The organism is Microtetraspora niveoalba (assembly GCF_001570405.1).
Classification (GTDB): domain Bacteria; phylum Actinomycetota; class Actinomycetes; order Streptosporangiales; family Streptosporangiaceae; genus Microtetraspora; species Microtetraspora niveoalba.
Genome location: NZ_BBYM01000010.1, coordinates 50909 through 68629 on the forward strand (window position 1 = coordinate 50909; position 17721 = coordinate 68629).

Here is a 17721-nt window from a genome sequence, read left to right on the forward strand (position 1 = left end):
CGCTGGTGGTGCGCGGGATGCAGACGCCGCCTCCGCCGGAGGGCGGCCCCACGACGATCACGCAGCCGACCCCGACCGCCGAGGACCCCGCGACACGTCCTCCCAGGTCGGTCCCTCCGACCGTGGCGCCGTCCCGTATCCGGCCCACGCCAACCCGGCCGTCCCCTTCGGCGTCGGCTACCGTAAGCACGTCGGCTTCGCCCACTCGGAAGCCGACGCCCTCCCCGACGCCCACTCCGAAGAGAACCCCGACCCCCACCCCGACGCCAAGTGACACTCAAGCTTCCACACCCACCCCAACACCCGCTAACTCGTCCAATACGGAGACGTGATGCGAAAAGGGGTCGATGATGGACACCGGCGGCACCCCAAGATGAACGGCAAGGGACAGTGCAGGAAATGACTCAGCCTCGGCTTCTCGGTGGTCGCTATGAACTCGACGGTGTAGTCGGGCGTGGCGGCATGGCCGAGGTGTATCGCGCCCGGGACCTCCGGCTGGACCGTGTTGTCGCGATCAAGACGCTCCGCTCGGATCTTGCCAGGGACCCCACCTTCCAGGCGAGGTTCCGCAGGGAGGCTCAGTCTGCGGCGTCACTGAACCATCCGTCGATCATCGCCGTGTACGACACCGGCGAGGACATGATGGACGGCACGCCGGTGCCGTACATCGTGATGGAGTTCGTGGACGGGCGGACGCTGCGCGACCTGCTGCGCGCCGACCGGCGCCTGCTGCCCGAGCGCGCGATGGAGCTGGTCGACGGCATCCTGAGGGCGCTGGACTACAGCCACCGCGGCGGCATCGTCCACCGCGACATCAAGCCGGCGAACATCATGTTGACGCTGAGCGGCGAGGTCAAGGTCATGGACTTCGGCATCGCCCGCGCGATGGCCGACTCCGCGGCCACCATGACGCAGACGGCCCAGGTGATCGGCACCGCGCAGTACCTCTCGCCCGAGCAGGCCCGCGGCGAGCGGGTGGACGCCCGCAGCGACATCTACTCCACGGGCTGCGTGCTGTACGAGCTGCTGACCGGCCAGCCGCCCTTCACCGGCGACTCGCCGGTCGCGATCGCGTACCAGCACGTGCGTGAGGACCCGATCCCGCCCTCGGGCATCGACCCGGAGATCCCGCAGTGGGCCGACGCGATCGTGCTCAAGGCGATGGCCAAGGACCCGGCCAACCGCTACCAGAGCGCGACCGAGATGCGCGGGGACATCCAGCGTGTGATGTCCGGCATGCCGGTCGACCCGCAGACGATGGCGATGGCCACCAACCACGGCTCGTACGGCCCGGCGGATCAACGCACGCGCACGATGACCAGCGCGGGCGGCCAGATGGCGCCGCAGCAGGGCACCCGGGCGATCCCCCAGTACGACTACGGCCCGGAGGAGCGCGACGGCGGCCGGTACGACGGGCGCAGGCGCAGCAAAGGCGGGAACACCGCGCTGAAGACCGCCGCGTGGATCCTGGTCCCGCTGCTGGTGATCGGTGCGTTCATCGGCATCGGGCTCAAGTTCCTGAGCTCGGGTGACTCCGGCGGCGGGGACACCGTCAAGGTTCCGGTCGTGGTGGGCCAGACGAAGCAGGCGGCCGAGAAGGCCCTGCAGGACCTGGGTCTCACCTCCACGATCAAGGAGGAGTTCAGCGACGAGGTCGAGAAGGGCGTGGTGATCAGCACCGATCCGGTGGCCGACACGCAGGTCGCCCCGAAGTCGGCGGTCACCATCACCGTCTCCAAGGGCCCCGAGCTGGTCGAGGTCCCGAACGTCATCGGCAAGGCGTACGAGGAGGCCAAGGCCGAGCTGGAGGCGATGGGCTTCAAGGTCACCAGGGGTGACAAGCCGTCCACGCAGCCGCAGGGCAAGGTCTTCGAGTCCAACCCGAAGGCGGGCAAGGAGGTCCCCAAGGGGAGCTCGGTGCGGCTCTACGTGCCCAAGGAGGCCATCGAGGTGCCGAGCGTGCTCGGCCTCACCGCCGAGGACGCGAAGTCGACGCTGGAGGGCACCGGCTTCAAGGTCAAGCTCGTGCAGCAGCCGAGCGACGTGGTGCCGAAGGGCAACGTGATCGCCCAGAGCCCCGACGCCGGAGCCAAGCTCCAGACCAATACGACGATCACGCTGACGGTGTCCAGCGGCCCCAGCCCGCAGCAGCCGCAGCCGAACGACACGCCGAGCGACCAGATCACCGAGCCGCCGGTGGACGACGGCGGCATGGACGACGGCGGCGTCGTCGACCTCCCCGACGGTGACAACCCGTTCGGCAACTGACGCCCCGGCGTAGCCCGTAGGTCGTGGAAGGGGCCCGCTCATCCGAGCGGGCCCCTTCTCGTCGTCTCGGGATCCCATGAGGGGACGCCGCGGCCGACGGCGCGCGGTGGACCAGGGTTCCCGCCGGGCTGGGGATAGCGGGCGATGACTGCCGTCGGTCCTGGGAATGCGGGGGGCTTGCGCCGTCTCTGAGGGGACAGCTGTGGGCGATGGCCGCCGTTGCCCCTGAACGTGGAGAGGGCTTCCGCCACTCGGGGGCAATGGCGGAAGCCCTCGTCTGTTAGTCGTGCCGGGGGGTGGAAGCGTTACACGATCCGGGCGAGCCAGTTGCCGAGGAGCCGGTGGCCGTGTTCGGAGAGGATCGACTCGGGGTGGAACTGGACGCCTTCGATGGGGGCGTCGCGGTGGCGCAGGCCCATGACGACGCCTTCCGGTGTGGTGGCGCTGACGTCGAGTACGGCGGGCACGTCGGTGACGACGAGGGAGTGGTAGCGCGTCATGGTGACGGGTGAGGGGATCCCGGCGAAGACGCCTTCGCCGTCGTGGACGATCTGGCTGGTGCGGCCGTGCATGAGTTCGGCGGCGGGGCCGACGGTGCCGCCGTAGGCGACGGCGATGGCCTGGTGGCCGAGGCAGACGCCGAGCAGGGGGATGCCGTGTGCGGCGCAGTGGTGGACCATGGGGACGCTGACTCCGGCGGCTTCGGGGGTGCCGGGTCCGGGGGAGACGAGCACGCCGTCGTATCCGTCGGCGTCGTCCACGGTGACGTCGTCGCGGGGCCGGACGTCGCAGGCGGCGCCGAGCTCGCGCAGGTATTGCACGATGGTGTGGACGAAGCTGTCGTGGTTGTCCACGACGAGGACACGGGCTGGGAATCGCGGTCGGTCGACCATGCAGACTATCCTTACTCGGAACTGCGCCCACTAACGAGGGAACTGCCGTGCCGAAGTCCAAGATCCGCAAGAAGGCCGTCTACACGCCGCCGCAGAAGGCGCAGACGGTGAAGGTCAGCCCCCGGTGGCTCGCTCCGCTGATGGTCGTGTCCTGGATCCTCGGGGTCGCCTGGATCGCGGTGTACTACATCGCGCCGGACGCTCCGGGTCTGGGTGCCCTCGGCAACTGGAACCTGCTGATCGGCTTCGGCATGATCATCTTCGGTGTGATCCTGTCGACCCGCTGGCGCTGACGAAGATTGTTGTCCACAGGCTTATCCACACCTGTGGACATCCGGATCACGCCATCACGCCGTACGGCGGCAATGTCAGCAGGATGATCGCCATGGCGGCGAGCACCGCGGCGACGGCGGAGAGCTGGACGGCGTTCCGGGATCGGCGGGGGGCGTAGACGAAGGCGGCGGCGATCGCGGTGCCGGTCACGAGCCCGCCGAGGTGGCCCTGCCAGCTGATCCCGGAGACCACGAAGGTCAGGACGATGTTGATCCCGATCAGCCAGAGGACTCCGCGGGCGTCGAAGCCGAGTTTCCTGGACACGACGAAGAGCGCGCCGAACATTCCGTAGATCGCTCCGGACGCGCCGACGGCCAGGGAGCCGAAGAGGTAGACGGCGACGGAGCCGCCGAGCGCGGACAGCAGGTAGAGCGCGGCGAAGCGGAGGTGGCCGAGCCGCCGTTCCAGCTCGGGGCCGATGGCCCACAGTGCCCACATGTTGAAGAGGATGTGGGAGGCGGCCCAGGTGGACGTGAGCGGCGCGTGCAGGAACGCGCCGGTGATGAGGCGCCACCACTCGCCGTGGTAGATGCCGAGGGACCAGGTCGAGAAGCGGCCGATGACCTGGTCGGGGTCGGCGATCTCGGCGAGGTAGGCGAGCACGTTGATGATCAGCAGGGTCCAGGTCACGCGTGGTGTGGTGACCGTGGCCCCGCCGAACATCGCTTGCGTGCGCCGGACGCTCCGGTTGCCTTCCTGGACGCATTCGACGCACTGGTGGCCGACGGCGGCGTCGCGCATGCAGTCAGGGCAGATGGAGCGCTCGCAGCGCTGGCATCGTACGTACGTCTCGCGCTCGGGGTGGCGGTAGCAGGTCGGCGCGGCTTCCGCCCCCGGGTGCGTCGGCGGTGGCTGGGAGGTCATGGAGTCCTTCCGAAGGGCGTGTCCACGGCCTCCTAGCCTATAAGCCGTTTTTCACGAACGCTCGATGGTGACCTCTTCGAGGACCACGTCGTTCACGGGGCGGTCCTGCCGGCCGGTCGGGGTCTTGGCGATGGAGTCGACGACCTCGGTGCCCTCGATGACCTCGCCGAAGATGGTGTGGCCCTGGTTGAGGTGGGGCTGCGGCGAGACGGTGATGAAGAACTGGGAGCCGTTGGTGCCCTTGCCGAAGCGCTTGCCGGCGTTGGCCATGGCGAGCAGGTAGGGCCGGTTGAAGATGTTCTCCGGGTGGATCTCGTCGTCGAAGCTGTAGCCGGGGCCGCCGATGCCCTGGCCGAGCGGGTCGCCGCCCTGGATCATGAAGCCGTTGATGACGCGGTGGAAGATCGTGCCGTCGTACAGCTTGGCGGTGCTCTTCTCCCCGGTCTCGGGGTGCGTCCACTCCCGGGTGCCTTCGGCGAGCTCGACGAAGTTGCGCACGGTCTTCGGCGCGAGGAACGGGAAGAGCTTGACCCGGATGGTGCCGTGATTGGTGCGAAGGTTCGCGATGAGGTTCTCAGCCACGATGGCCGCCCCCTTTTCGTGCGTGTTTCGGTTGTCCGTTGAACTTCGGTGAACAGCGTATCGACCCGGCCTGCGGAGCCCGCTCATGATTGAGCCGCTTTGACACGGGAAGAGGGTCGTCACGGGGCCCCAACAACGGGGAGGTTTGTCGTGTCCCTGACACTCAGAAGAACTCGCGTCAAAGTACCGACACCGCGGACGCGGTTGGGCCGTGTGAAGGCCCAGATGAGCCCGATGGCGGGCAAGATGAGCCCGATGGTCAGCAAGATGAGCCCGGTGGCGGGCAAGGTGGGCCCGATGGTGGGCAAGGTGACTCCGATGATGGGGAACGCGCGCGACGTCACCGCCACGCGCATCACCGATGCCCGGGTGTGGGCGGCGCCGAAGCTGGACCAGGCCGCGTGCACGGTCGAGGAGCAGCTCGCCCCGCGGGTGAGCTCTCTTCTGCACGAGGCGGCCAGGCGGGTCGATCCCGGCATGATGGCGAGGACCCGGCGCCGCTGGCCGATGCTGATGCTGTTCGCCGGTCTCGCGATCGGCGTGGCCGGCGCGGTGATGTACCGGAACAGGTCCGGGCGGTGGACGGAGAGCATGAAGGACACCGCGGCGGAGGCCACCAGGTGGGCCGGCGAGAAGGCCGAGCAGGCCGGCGCCAGGGCCGGTGGCAAGGCCGAGCAGGCCGGAGGGAAGGTCGGCGGCAAGGCCGACGAGATCGCGGGAAAGATCCAGTAGTGCGTACGGCCGGCGCTCCGGCGCCGGTCGCACCACTGGCGGGCCGGCGCCTCAGGGCGCGCGGCCCGTTCTCGTTTCCCGGCCCGGATTTCCCCTCGCAGCGCGGATGCCCGCGCGTCCCGGTTTCCCCGCGTCGTGTTCCTCGGTGTCCGGTGCGTTCACTCTGCCGGAGGGGTGTCGCCGACCAGCCGGGCGAGCATGGCGGGCAGGTCGCCGTCGTGCAGCACGGTGAGGCGGCGGGTGGCCCTGGTGATCGCGACGTACAGGTCCTGGCCGCCCTTGGGCGACTGCGCGAGGATCTCGGCGGGCTGGACGACCACCACCGCGTCGAACTCCAGGCCCTTGCACCGGTTCACGGTGAGTACGGCGACCGGCGACTCCAGCGGGTCGCCCTCCTGGGGAAGGAGCGCGGCGATCTCCGCGTGCCGGGCGTCGGGGGTGAGCACCACGAGCCGCCCTTCCCCGATCGCCGCCAGCTCCTCCTCCGCCAGGGCGCGCAGGTCCGTCCCCTCGTACGGCAGGGCACGGGGAGGCGCCTCGCCGTCCCGCACGGACTCGGGAGGCTCCTGCTCCGGGGCGACCACCCTGAGCACGTCGGCGGCCACGTCCATGATCTCGGCAGGGGTCCGGTAGTTCACGAGCAGCCGCTCCTCGCGCCAGCGGCCCTTGACGTACGGGTCGAGGATCTCGCCCCATGAGCGGGCGCCGGCGGCGGAGCCGGTCTGCGCGATGTCGCCGACCACGGTGAGGGATCGGGCCGGGATCCGGCGCATGATGGTGCGCCACGCCATGGCGGACAGCTCCTGCGCCTCGTCCACGATCACGTGGCCGTACGCCCAGGAGCGGTCGGCCAGTGCGCGCTGCGCCGTGGTCACGGCCGGGCCGCCGTCGTGGTGCCGTGCGGCGAACGCCGCGGCCTCCATCATCCCGGTGAGGTCGGCGATCTCCAGGACGCCCTTCGCGTACGCCTCCTCCTCGTCGCGTTCCTCGGCGGCCGCCCGCTCGCGCGCCTTGGCCTCGGCGTCGTCCTCGCCGAGGAGCTCGGCGGCCTCGTCGAGCAGGGGCACGTCCCCGACCGTCCAGGGGGAGCCCGCCGGGCGGAGCAGCGCGTCGCGCTCCTCGTCGCCGAGCAGCCCGGCCGCGGCCGCGGCCAGCCGGGCCGGGTCCGAGAGCAGCTCGCCGACGAGCCGTTCCGGGGTGAGGTACGGCCACAGCTCCTCGAGCGCCGCCCGCACCGACTGCTGCTGCCAGAGGGCTTCGCGCGCGTAGCGCAGGTCCTCCTCGTCGTACGGCCGGTCGAGCTGCCTGGCCTCGTCCACGGCGAGGCCCATGAGCATCTTGTTGACGAACGACCGGCGGGCCAGGTTGTGCGGCCGGCCGAGGGCTCGCGCCCGGTCGCGGGCGCGCAGGCACGCGTCGTGGTCCAGGCGCAGCGCCATCCGCTCGACGACGACCTCGACGCCGCCGCGGATGGAGGTCCGCACGTCGATCAGCACCTCCAGGTCGCCGTCCGGCACACGCTGGCGGTCGCGTACGGCTGCCTCGATCACCTCGGCCATCCGCGGGTCGCCCTTGACCACGGCGACGGCGGGGACGTCGTCCGCGGTCGCGTGGACGCCGCGGTGCAGCTCGCCGACGCTGGACAGGACCACCTCGGTCTCGCCGAGCGAGGGCAGCACCTGGCTGATGTAGCGGCTGAACATGGCGTTCGGGCCGACCACGAGCACGCCGCGCCGCTCCAGCGTGGCGCGGTGCGCGTACAGGAGGTAGGCCGCCCGGTGGAGGGCGGCGACGGTCTTGCCGGTGCCCGGCCCTCCCTGGACGACGAGCGCCCCGCCGAGGCCGGACCGGATCACCCGGTCCTGCTCGGTCTGGATGGTGGCGACGACGTCGCCCATCCGTCCGGTGCGCCCGCGGCGCAGCGACGCCATCAGCGCGGCCTCGCCGACGAGGTTCCTCCGGTCGCGCTCGTCCATCCGGTCGAGGTCGAAGACCTCGTCGTCGAGCCCGGTGACGGTACGGCCCCGGGTGTGGATGTGCCTGCGGCGCACGAGGGAGCCCGGGTCGCTGGGGCTGGCGACGTAGAAGGACCGGGCGACGGGGGCCCTCCAGTCGATGAGGACGGAGTCGTGCTCGTCGTCGCGCAGCCCGATCCTGCCGATGTAGTAGGTCTCGCCGTCGGAGTCGTCGATCCGGCCGAAGCAGAGGCCGCGTTCGACCGCCGAGAGCTGGGTGACGCGGCGGGCGTGCTCGTCCGCGGACACCTCGCGCTCGATGAGGGCCTGCCGGGTGCCGCCCGCGCCGCCGCGGGCCAGGACGGTGGTCAACGCCGCCTCGCTGCGCTGCCGTGCGGTGTCGAGCCGGTCGTACAGCATGGAGATGTAGGACTGTTCTTCCCTGATAGCGTCCGCGACTTGACGACTCGTCATGGCTTTGCTACGATCCTATCGTTGGGTTTTTTGTTTGCCCTTCGAGACACAGAGGGTCGAGGATATCAGTTCTCCCCTCGCGTTGTCGTCCATCCCGCTTCTCGGTGCGTGTCGGCTCTCGCCCACCCCTCGGCCTTGCTCACACGGCCCACCGCTCGTCGCGCGGCCTTGCTCCCGCCTGTCAGGGTTCGACCAGGCCGGCCCGGATGGCGTACTTCGTCAGCTCGATCCGATCGCGCATGCCGAGCTTCTGCAGGATGTTGGCACGGTGCCGATCGACGGTCTTGACGCTGATGACGAGCGTCTCGGCGATCTCCTTCGACGAGTTCCCCTCCGCGATCAGCTTGACGATCTCCTCCTCGCGCGGAGTGAGGATGTTGTCCGGCATCGCCTCGCCCTGCCGGTTGCGCTGCAGGTAGTCGCGGATCAGCGCGGCGACCGCCCCGGGGTAGAGGAACGGCTCTCCGCGTACGGCCGCCCGGCACGCCTCGAGCAGGTCGCGATCCGCGACCGACTTCAGCACGTAGCCGGACGCGCCCGCCTTGAGCGCCTCGAAGAAGTACTGCTCGTTGTCGTACATCGACAAGATCAGGATCCGGATGCCCGGCGCGCGGCGGGAGATCTCGCGCGCCGCCTGGATCCCGGTCATGCGCGGCATCGCGATGTCCAGGATGGCCAGGTCGATCTCCTCCTCGGAGGCGCGCTCGACCGCCTCCGCGCCGTCGGCCGCCTCGGCGACGACCGTGAGGTCCGGCTCCGCGTCGATGATCAGCCGTAGGCCCTGGCGGACTAGAGCGTGGTCGTCCGCCAGCAGGATCCGGGTCGTGGGCGTGTCCACAGGGTTCAACTCCGTTCCGCCGTCTGCTCCGCCCCCGGCCGCGCGGGGAGGGGGATGACGAGCCGTATCTCCGTGCCGCCGCCGGGAGGCGAGGTGATGGTCAGGGACGCGCCGACGAGCAGGGCCCTCTCGCGCATGCCCCGGATGCCCGCGCCCTCCTGGAGCACCCCGCCACGGCCATTGTCGGCGACGCGCAGCACCACCGCGTCCGGCTCGGCCGTCAGCGACAACTCCACCCGGGTGGCCCCGGAGTGCCGGGTCACGTTCGTAAGGCTCTCCTGCGTGATCCGATAGATGACGAGTTCGACGTCCCCGGACAGCGCGGGCAGGTCCGGGTCGGTCCTGCGGGTCACCGACAGCTTGCTGACCTGGGCGACGTCCGTCGCCAGCGCGCTGAGCGCACTGAGCAGCCCCAGATCCTCCAGCACGCCGGGGCGCAGCCTGCGGGCGATCTGCCGTACCTCGTCCAGGCTGGAGCGGACCGTCTCCTGGACCGCGTGCAGGTCGTCGCGCAGGTCGTCCGGCGCGCGGTCGATGGCGCGCTTCAGGCCCAGCAACACCACCGTGAGGGTCTGGCCGATCTCGTCGTGCAGTTCCCTGGCGATGCGCCCGCGTTCGGCCTCCTGCGCGGCCAGCGCGTGCGCGCTGCTGGTGCTGCGCTCGGCCTCCAGCCGGTCGAGCATGGCGTTGAAGGTCTCGACCAGATGGGTCAGGTCGCCGCTGCCGCGCAGGGCGAGCCGGTCGCCGCTGGACCGCAGCAGGTCGACCCGCTGCATCAGCGTCGCCAGCGCGCCGAGCGGCGCGAGGCCGGCGCGCAGCAGCAACGCGTTCGCGCCGAGGATCAGCGCCAGCCCGACCGTCAGGACCGGCACCTCTTTCAGGAGGACCGGGGAGGAGACGGTGGCCGGGGAGAGTGCGAGGATCAGCGTGCCCGCGGTGAAGACCAAGCCGTTGATCAAGAAGAGTCGCCAGAACAGCGTGCGGGGCGCCCTCCACCGGGAGCGGGACGCCTGGGTCCGCCCGCCCTCCTGCCGGTCGGCGAGATTGCTCATACCCCCACCGTGGTGGGGGCGACGAGCGTTTGTCCATCCGGCCCATCACGCATTCGCGCGGGTCACCGCGCCGCCTCGTGCTCCGTTTCTACATGCCGTCCCCCATCGGGGATGGGTGCTGGACCCGATGGCGGCCGAGGGCCGCGCGCGGCGAGACTTGGAACGGCGGGAGCCCGGGGTCCCGCCGCCAAACGCCCAGGTGCCCGACGTACCCGCCGGCTCGCGGTGTGCCGTCCGGGTCCGCGCGTTCCGGTTCCGGTCGCGTCTCGGGTCACGGGCGTGCCGGGTTTCCGGCGTCGTGCCACGGCGTACGGGCATCGGGCGCCCGCGGGGGAGCGAGCGCGATTCCGGTCAACGGGTCCGGTCAACGGTTCCGGTCAACGGTTCCGGTCACAGGGAGGAGAGTCATGGCCTTATCCGCGTGCTGACGTCACCACCGGTCATCACCAGGGACGACGAACGGAGACACATCGGACATGGACATCACCCGCACGACCGTCCCCGGCGTCGGCGTGCTGCACCATTGCGGGACGCGCGCCGGCCAGCGCTTCGGCGTCATGGTGGACGACGCCGAACGGCGCTCACTGCTGATCTACGAAGCCTCCGGCGACCCCGACGTGCCCCGGCAGACCATCGTCATGGACAGGGACGAGGCCGACCAGGTCGCCGAGATCCTGCGCGACCAGACCGTCTCCGAGCGGCTCGCCGTACTCGAACGACGGCTGGCCGAGCTCACGGGGAAGTCATGACCGCCCGGTACGACGTCCGCCTGTGGAAGAGAGCCGACGGGATGGTGACATGCGGGCGCGTGACATAGCGGTACAACTGCCGACGGTGACCGTCGGCGACCCGGTGACCAGAGCGGTCCGGGTGATGGCCCTCGGCCGCCTGCCGGGCCTCATCGTCGTCGACGGCGCGGGACGCCCCCGCGTGGTGCTGCCCGGAACGCAGGTGCTCCGTCTGGCGGTCCCGCGGACGTACCAGGAGGATCCGGCCCTGGCCCGGACGGTGGACGAGGCCCACGCCGACCTGTTCTGGCAGGAGCTGGGCGCCCGCACGGTGGGCGAGTGCCTGCCGTCGCAACTCGTCCGGCCGGTCATCGTGGCCCTGGACGCGACGCTGCTCGAAGTGGCGGCCGTCATGGCGTCCGCGCGCAGTCCGCTGGTGGCGGTGGTCGACCGCTCGGGCGTGCTCGCCGGAGCGATCACCCTCGACGGGTTGCTCACCGGCATGGCCGTCTCGGACTCCGAGACCTGAGCTCGGAGAACTGAGCTCCGAGAACTGAGCTCCGAGACCCGCGCTCGGACTCGAAAGCGTGGCTTCGGGGCCTGATCCGGCCTCGGAGACCTGCGCTCGGACTCGCGGGTCCGCGCTCGGAGACCTGGCCGGCCTTGGGGATCCGCTCCCGGAGATCTGCGCTCGGAGACCTGACCTCGGCGCCCGGCGCGATGCTCCCGGCACCCCGACACCCGAACGCCCGGCGCCGCGCTCGCACCACCCCGGAACATCCTGACCGCCTCTGGCGCCGTGCCATCCGGAGACATTCGGAACGCCCAGGGTGGTCGGGGCCCCTCGCCCGCTCGATCCGCCCGGCTCACCCTTTGCCCGCTCAACCCCTGCCTGCTCACCCCCTGCCTGCTCACTGCCGGCCGGGCTCGACCTGTGCCCGCTCACGCCCTGCCTGCTCACCGCGGGCCGGGGCTCGACCTATGCCCGCCCAACCCCTGCCTGCTCACCGCCGGCCGGGCTCGACCTGTGCCCGCCCAACCCCGTGTTGCTCAACCCCCTGGCCGGGACGGACCCCCGTCACACCGGCCGGTACCGCCGGTACGGCACGGCCTGGGGCGGCGCATGCCCGCATATCGTTCGGAGGCCATCTCGTGCACCGCTTTTCCGCGGCGACGCCGTTCCGGCGCGCCTCGTCATCCTGCCCAGCCGTACCGTCCGCGCGTTCAGCCGTCCGGACCGCGACCGGGCGGCACGGCGGCCCGCCGGGGTGGACCGGATGAGCGCCGTCGTCGCGCTCGCCATCTTCGTCGTCGCGTTCTTCCTCATCGCGACGGAGAAGGTCGACAAGGTCAAGGTCGTGCTCGTCGCGGCGGGGGCGATGGCCGTCCTCGGGCTGATCCCGGGGGCCAAGGTCTTCTTCTCCGAGCACGAGGGCATCGACTGGAACGTCGTCTTCCTGCTCCTCGGCATGATGATCATCGTCGGGATCATCAAGCAGACGGGGCTGTTCGACTTCCTGGCCATCTGGGCGGCCAAGAAGTCGCGCGGCCGGCCGTACCGGCTCATGGTGATGCTGATGGTGATCACCGCCGTGGCCTCACCGTTCCTGGACAACGTCACCACGATCATGCTGGTGGCCCCGGTGACCGTCCTGGTCTGCGACCGGCTGCGCATCCCCGCCCAGCCGTACCTCATCGCGGAGGTCCTCGCCTCGAACATCGGCGGCGCGGCCACGCTCATCGGCGACCCGCCCAACATCATCATCGGCAGCCGGGCCGGACTGACGTTCAACGACTTCCTCGTCCACATGACGCCGGTCGTCGTGGTGATCTTCGTGGTGTTCGTGCTGTTCACCGGGCTGCTGTTCCGGAAGTCGTTCAAGTACAACCCCGACCACGTGGCGTCGGTGATGGCCCTGCAGGAGCGGCGCGCCATCACCGACCCGCGGCTGCTGGCGCGCTGCCTGGCCGTGCTCGGGCTCGTCATCGCCGGGTTCGGGCTGCACTCCGTCGTCCACATCGAGCCCTCGATCGTCGCCCTGGTCGGCGCCGGTCTGATGATCATGGTGGCCCGTCCGGACGTCCCCGAGGTCCTCCGTGAGGTCGAATGGCCGACCCTGGTGTTCTTCATGGGCCTGTTCGTCATGGTCGCCGGGCTGGTGCACACCGGGGTCATCTCCGCGATCGGCACCTGGGCGATCGACGCCGTGGGGGACGACTTCTTGGCGGCGGCGACCTCACTGCTGTTCGGCTCGGCCGTGCTCGGTGCCTTCTTCGACAACATCCCGTACGTGGCGACCATGGCGCCGGTCGTCGAGGGGCTGGTCGCCCAGGCGCCGGACGCGGGTGTCGGGCAGGCGCTGTGGTGGGCCTTCGCCCTCGGCGCCGACTTCGGCGGCAACGGCACGGCGGTGGCCGCGAGCGCCAACGTCGTGGCCGTCGGCATCGCCGCCAGGACCGGTCACCGGATCTCGTTCTGGCAGTTCACCAAGTACGGCATCGTCGTCACGATCCTCAGCACCCTGCTGGCCTGGCTCTACGTCTGGCTCCGGTACTTCATGTGACGCGTGGCGCCGGGCTCTGACGCGCTCTCTCGTGTCCGCGCCCCGACGCGAATCGACGGGCCCCGTTCCCTCGTGGGATCGGGGCCCCGTCGGCGTTCGGGGGCGCGTGCTTCTCTAGCGGAACGGCTGGGCCACCTCGGCGAGGACCTCTTCCGCGAGGTCGAGGAGGCTGGGGAGCCCGGAGTCGCCGGAACCCGACTGCTGCCCCTCGATCCAGATGTTGGAGGCGATGCGGAGGCCCGTCAGATACGCGGCCGCCAGCACGCGCGGCCGCGACGCGTCCGGCTCCGTCCCCTCCCGTACGGCGATGGCCTGCGCCAGTTCCCGCTCGACGCGGACGTGGTTGGCCATCTGCCTGGCCAGCAGGGACGGGTGCTGCTTGGCGAGGCGCGTCTGGAGCGCCCACTCACGGTTCGGCTCGCCCATCTCCTCGTACAGGCTCCGCATGGCGTTGAGCAGCGCCTGCCAGGCGCTCTCCTCGGCCGGGCGCTCACGGAACGCGGTCACCAGTGACCAGACGCGGCGCTGCTCGCCGTACAGGAGGGCGTCCTCCTTGCCGGCGAAGTAGTTGGAGAACGTCCGGCGCGAGATGTTGGCCGCGTCGGCGATCGCCTCGACGGTGACGTTGTCCAGGCCGAACTCCACCGTCAGCCGCATCGCGGCCTCGTGGACGGCCTGCCGGGTCTCGGCCTTCTTGCGCTCGCGCAACCCCACCGTCGTGTCCATGGTCAGGAAATCCTAGCGTCCGGGAATAACTGCCCAGTGAGCAAAGTTGCTCAGCGTGCATATATTATGCGATGGCTCGCATCCCCTTACCACCTGCTACGGAGGCAGTTCTTGAGCGCGCAGTCCGCTTCGCCGCCAGGCCCGGCACCGATGTCCCACCGGCAGATCTTGGAAGCCCTGAGCGGCCTCCTCCTGGTGCTGTTCGTCGCCATGATCAGCAGCACGATCGTGTCGGTGGCCCTCCCCCAGATCATCGGGGCGCTCAACGGCACGCAGTCGCAGTACACGTGGGTGGTCACCGCGTCCCTGCTGGCGGCGACCGCGTCCACGCCCATCTGGGGCAAGCTGGCGGACCTGTTCAGCAAGAAGATGCTGCTCCAGGTCTCCATCATCATCTTCCTGCTCGGCTCGCTGGCCTCCGGCTTCGCGCAGAACACCGGGCAGCTCATCGCGTTCCGCGCCTTCCAGGGCCTCGGCATGGGCGCGCTGCAGATCCTCGTCCAGGTCATCATCGCCGCGATGATCCCGCCGAAGGAGCGCGGCAAGTACAACGGCTACCTGGGCGGCGTCATGGCGGTCGCGACCGTCGGCGGCCCGCTGCTCGGCGGTCTGATCGCCGACACCTCGTGGCTGGGCTGGCGGTGGTGCTTCTTCATCGCCGTGCCGTTCACGCTGATCGCGTTCGTCCTCCTGCACAAGACGCTGAAGATCGTCTCGGTGCGGCGGCCCGACGCCAAGGTGGACTACGTCGGCGCCACCCTGATCGCGGCCGGCGTCAGCCTCCTGCTCATCTGGGTGACCTTCGTCGGCAACTCCTTCGACTGGATCTCGTGGCAGACGGGCGTCATGGTCGGCTGCTCGGTGCTCATCCTGGCCCTCGCCGTGTGGGTCGAGGCCCGGGTGAAGGAGCCGGTCGTGCCGCTGCACATCGTGCGGATGCGCACCCCCGCGCTCGCCATCGTGGCCAGCCTCGCGGTCGGCATGGCGATGTTCGGCGGCTCGGTGTTCCTCGGGCAGTACTTCCAGATCGGCCGCGGCTACAGCCCCACCGAGGCCGGCCTGCTGACCATCCCGATGATGTTCGGCGTGCTCGTGTCGTCCACGATCTCGGGCCGGCTCATCTCCAAGAGCGGCAAGATCAAGCCGTACATCGTGGTGGGCTCCATCGTGCTGACCATCGGCTTCCTGTGCCTGTCCACGATCGACCACGAGACCTCGCTGGTGATCATCGGCGGTTCCATGATGCTGGTCGGCGTCGGCGTGGGCATGTCGATGCAGAACCTCGTCCTCGCCATCCAGAACACCGTCCCGTTGCGTGAGCTGGGAGCGGCCAGCGGCGCCGTCACCTTCTTCCGCTCGCTCGGCGGCACCATCGGCGTCTCGGTCCTGGGCGCGGTCCTCGCCAACCAGGTCGCCACCAACATCGCCCAGGGCCTGGCCAAGATGGGCATCCAGCCGACCGGTTCCGGGACCGGCACCCTGAACATCGCGGCCCTGCCCGCCCCGATCAGGGAGATCGTGCGCGCGGCCTACGGCGACGCGACCGGGCACATCTTCCTGATCTCCGCGGGCATCGCGGTGATCGGCATCATCGCCGTCCTCTTCCTCAAGCCGGTCAGGCTGCGGGAGACCGTGGACCTCACCGAGGCCATGAAGAAGACCGAGGAGCCCGCGCCCGCCCGGTGACACCCCGGTGACATCGGCGCCGCGCCTCGTCGCGCGTACGGCAGGCCGGCGGCTCCGGAGCGGCGGAGGTGCTCCGGAGCCGCGCAGGATGTTCGAGCGGCACAGGGCGTCCCACGCGGTGGGACGCCCTGGAGCCGTCAGTACGGCACCGCACGACGGCGGCGGCGCGTGAACACCACCACCGCGAGGATCAGCACGCCGAGAAGGGTCACCCCGGCGACCAGCCCGACCACCGTCGTGAGCGGGGAATCCGTCGCGGCCGGGGCGCCCCGGCCCCCCGACTCGTCGGGAAACGTCAGCGTGCCCGTCACCGTGTGCTTGACCCGGCCGCTCTGCAGCGTGAACTGGAACTTCCACGGCCCGTCCGGCAGCCGGTCGTCCAGCAGGACGGACACCGTCCCCTCGTCGCCCGGGGCGAGCGTCGTGCCGCTCGCGACCCGGAACGGCCCCGCCCGCACCCCGCCCGGCCCGTCGGACAACGAGAGCCGGCCGTCCATGTCGAGGGCGCGGCGGCCGGTGTTGCGAACGGCGGCCGTGATCACCGGGCTGCCGTCCTCGGTGCGCTGCGGGATCACGTCGCCGACCCGGAACTCCGAAGGAGGGTCTCCTCCCGGCCCCACGTCGAGATAGGCCCGGACGCCGACCCGGTTGACGAGCGCGACGTTCCGCTTCGCGTTCGGCTGTCCGGAGGAGACCTGCGCCCAGATGACGGCGTACCGCTCTCCCTTGGTGGCCCGGCCGGGCACGGCGATCGTGGCCTTCACCTCGGCCTCGCCGTACGGCGGCAGGTCGACCGCCGAGCGGTCGAGCCTGATCCAGGAGGTCAGGTCGTTCGCCGTACGGCCCGGGGCGAACGTGAAGGTCCCGTGCGCGATGCCGGCCGCCGCGGCGTAGAGCTCCACATGCTGCCGCCTGGGCGAACTGCTGTTGACTCGCAGCCGCCGGGTGAACGTGGTCCCCGGATTGACGTGATCGACGATGAAGACGTGCGCGCGGGGGTCGTCCATCCGGTTCCTGGGCGCTTCGAGAAGCCTGATCCCGATGGAGCCGCCCGCACTTGGGGGTTTCGAGCCCGACGCCGCGCCCACCGGTCCGCCGAGTGCCCCGATCAGCGGGAGCGCGAGCAGCGTGACCAGCAGGCGCGGCGGGGCGAACGGACTACGCAACGGAGTGGTTCACCGTCCCGGTGTACGTGCCTCCGACCGCACTGGCGGGGACGTTCACCTCGATCGTCGGGTTCCAGGTGGCGCTGTTCATCCCGGATCCGGTCGTCTTGCTGAAGGCCGTACGCGCGATGTCCAATGACTGGGCGGCCCCGGCGTTGGCCTGGCCGGGCACGAACGTTCCCGTCCCGGTCGTCGCGGTCGCGGGGCCCGACCAGTACAGGACGTCGGTGTTGGGGATGGTCTCCGCCGCGGTGCCGCCGCCCGTCGTGAAGCCGCCCGTCGCCGCGACCACGGTGGCGACCCAGGTGGCCGTGAGGATGGCGCGCTCGTCCGCCACCTGGACCGAGCCGAGCTGGCCGCTGATCGTCCCGCCCGGCGCGCCGCCGCCGATGTTGACCGGCCCGTTGGGCACGGTGATGGTCAGGCCATCGGGGCTGTCCACCGTGAAGTTCACCGTGGTGGGACACGTGGTCGACGCGGGACAGGTGCCCGCCTGCGCCGGCAGCGCGGGCAGCGTCGCCACCGTCGCCGCCACCAGGCTCGCGACTCCCGAACACACCATGCCGAGACGGCTTGCGGACATGGCCGCTCCTCTTCATCGGATCAACGCCCAGCTCAGGGCGTGCTTACGCGGCTCATAGTGCGTTGTCAGGATTCGCCGCAAGTCGCGTCCGCGTGGTGTCTGCTATCTCTTCATCGCGACTTGTCGGATCTTGGCCACCCACTTCGGAGGCGGTTTCCCCGCCCCCGGCGTGCCGCACGGCGGGGCGCGGGAACAGCCGGAACAGCCGGAAACGCCTCCGCGGCCGGTCCGTGGAGAACCGGCCGCGGAGGCGGCGGACGAGCCATGCGGGACGAGG

The 17721-nt window shown here is 70.4% G+C and carries 17 protein-coding genes; 8 read left to right on the forward strand and 9 right to left on the reverse strand.

From position 1 onward, the window contains the following. On the forward strand, positions 1-274 hold a 274-nt coding region (locus AWQ70_RS40465; protein WP_218004487.1), incomplete at its 5' end, for a hypothetical protein. Positions 275-399: 125 nt separating this feature from the next. Beyond that, positions 400-2268, forward strand: coding sequence for a Stk1 family PASTA domain-containing Ser/Thr kinase (gene pknB / locus AWQ70_RS10435; RefSeq protein ID WP_067173546.1), 1869 nt, complete (start codon positions 400-402; stop codon positions 2266-2268). 305 nt (positions 2269-2573) lie between these two features. Here pknB and AWQ70_RS10440 read toward each other — a convergent pair whose 3' ends face one another. After that, complete coding sequence (locus tag AWQ70_RS10440) at positions 2574-3161, reverse strand: anthranilate synthase component II (protein ID WP_084516782.1); 588 nt, start codon at positions 3159-3161, stop codon at positions 2574-2576. 47 nt (positions 3162-3208) lie between these two features. Between AWQ70_RS10440 and AWQ70_RS10445 the strand changes: the two genes are divergently transcribed. Continuing rightward, the gene (locus AWQ70_RS10445) at positions 3209-3454 is read left to right on the forward strand and encodes a cell division protein CrgA (protein ID WP_067173549.1); all 246 of its coding nucleotides are present in this window, start codon (positions 3209-3211) and stop codon (positions 3452-3454) included. 46 nt (positions 3455-3500) lie between these two features. Here the strand turns inward: AWQ70_RS10445 and AWQ70_RS10450 are convergent, their stop codons facing one another. Together AWQ70_RS10450 and AWQ70_RS10455 are read right to left on the reverse strand one after the other, a co-directional pair. Continuing rightward, positions 3501-4358 carry a rhomboid family intramembrane serine protease gene (locus AWQ70_RS10450; protein WP_067173552.1) on the reverse strand — a complete coding sequence of 286 codons (858 nt, stop codon included), beginning with the start codon at positions 4356-4358 and terminating at the stop codon, positions 3501-3503. A gap of 51 nt (positions 4359-4409) precedes the next feature. Beyond that, entirely contained in the window at positions 4410-4940 is a 531-nt protein-coding gene (locus tag AWQ70_RS10455; RefSeq protein ID WP_067173555.1) for a peptidylprolyl isomerase, read from the reverse strand. Between the two features lie 225 nt (positions 4941-5165). Between AWQ70_RS10455 and AWQ70_RS10460 the strand changes: the two genes are divergently transcribed. Continuing rightward, a complete protein-coding gene (locus tag AWQ70_RS10460; RefSeq protein ID WP_067173558.1) occupies positions 5166-5672 on the forward strand; it encodes a YtxH domain-containing protein in 507 nt (168 codons plus the stop codon). A 158-nt stretch (positions 5673-5830) separates the two neighbouring features. Here AWQ70_RS10460 and AWQ70_RS10465 read toward each other — a convergent pair whose 3' ends face one another. The 3 genes from AWQ70_RS10465 to AWQ70_RS10475 all read right to left on the reverse strand — a co-directional run bounded on the left by AWQ70_RS10465 (position 5831) and on the right by AWQ70_RS10475 (position 9991). Then, entirely contained in the window at positions 5831-8101 is a 2271-nt protein-coding gene (locus AWQ70_RS10465) for a HelD family protein (RefSeq protein ID WP_067173561.1), read from the reverse strand. Positions 8102-8282: 181 nt separating this feature from the next. Further along, on the reverse strand, positions 8283-8939 hold the full coding sequence (locus AWQ70_RS10470) for a response regulator (RefSeq protein ID WP_067173564.1): 657 nt from the start codon (positions 8937-8939) through the stop codon (positions 8283-8285). A gap of 5 nt (positions 8940-8944) precedes the next feature. Continuing rightward, positions 8945-9991, reverse strand: a complete 1047-nt coding sequence (locus AWQ70_RS10475; protein WP_084516784.1) for a sensor histidine kinase — start codon at positions 9989-9991, stop codon at positions 8945-8947. Positions 9992-10467: 476 nt separating this feature from the next. On the opposite strand from AWQ70_RS10475, the gene AWQ70_RS10480 reads away from it, so the two are divergent. The 3 genes from AWQ70_RS10480 to AWQ70_RS10490 all read left to right on the forward strand — a co-directional run bounded on the left by AWQ70_RS10480 (position 10468) and on the right by AWQ70_RS10490 (position 13283). Then, complete coding sequence (locus AWQ70_RS10480) at positions 10468-10740, forward strand: cation:proton antiporter regulatory subunit (RefSeq protein WP_067173567.1); 273 nt, start codon at positions 10468-10470, stop codon at positions 10738-10740. 49 nt (positions 10741-10789) lie between these two features. Beyond that, positions 10790-11248, forward strand: a complete 459-nt coding sequence (locus tag AWQ70_RS10485; RefSeq protein WP_067173570.1) for a CBS domain-containing protein — start codon at positions 10790-10792, stop codon at positions 11246-11248. A gap of 748 nt (positions 11249-11996) precedes the next feature. Continuing rightward, a complete protein-coding gene (locus AWQ70_RS10490; protein WP_067173976.1) occupies positions 11997-13283 on the forward strand; it encodes an ArsB/NhaD family transporter in 1287 nt (428 codons plus the stop codon). A gap of 114 nt (positions 13284-13397) precedes the next feature. Here AWQ70_RS10490 and AWQ70_RS10495 read toward each other — a convergent pair whose 3' ends face one another. Continuing rightward, positions 13398-14009 carry a TetR/AcrR family transcriptional regulator gene (locus tag AWQ70_RS10495; RefSeq protein ID WP_067173573.1) on the reverse strand — a complete coding sequence of 204 codons (612 nt, stop codon included), beginning with the start codon at positions 14007-14009 and terminating at the stop codon, positions 13398-13400. A gap of 150 nt (positions 14010-14159) precedes the next feature. Between AWQ70_RS10495 and AWQ70_RS10500 the strand changes: the two genes are divergently transcribed. Continuing rightward, the gene (locus AWQ70_RS10500) at positions 14160-15695 is read left to right on the forward strand and encodes an MDR family MFS transporter (RefSeq protein WP_157529987.1); all 1536 of its coding nucleotides are present in this window, start codon (positions 14160-14162) and stop codon (positions 15693-15695) included. A gap of 137 nt (positions 15696-15832) precedes the next feature. Here AWQ70_RS10500 and AWQ70_RS10505 read toward each other — a convergent pair whose 3' ends face one another. Together AWQ70_RS10505 and AWQ70_RS10510 are read right to left on the reverse strand one after the other, a co-directional pair. Next, on the reverse strand, positions 15833-16861 hold the full coding sequence (locus AWQ70_RS10505; RefSeq protein ID WP_067173579.1) for a hypothetical protein: 1029 nt from the start codon (positions 16859-16861) through the stop codon (positions 15833-15835). After that, complete coding sequence (locus AWQ70_RS10510; protein WP_067173583.1) at positions 16854-17444, reverse strand: hypothetical protein; 591 nt, start codon at positions 17442-17444, stop codon at positions 16854-16856. Before AWQ70_RS10510 ends, AWQ70_RS10505 begins: the two co-directional genes overlap by 8 nt. Positions 17445-17721 lie beyond the last annotated feature (277 nt).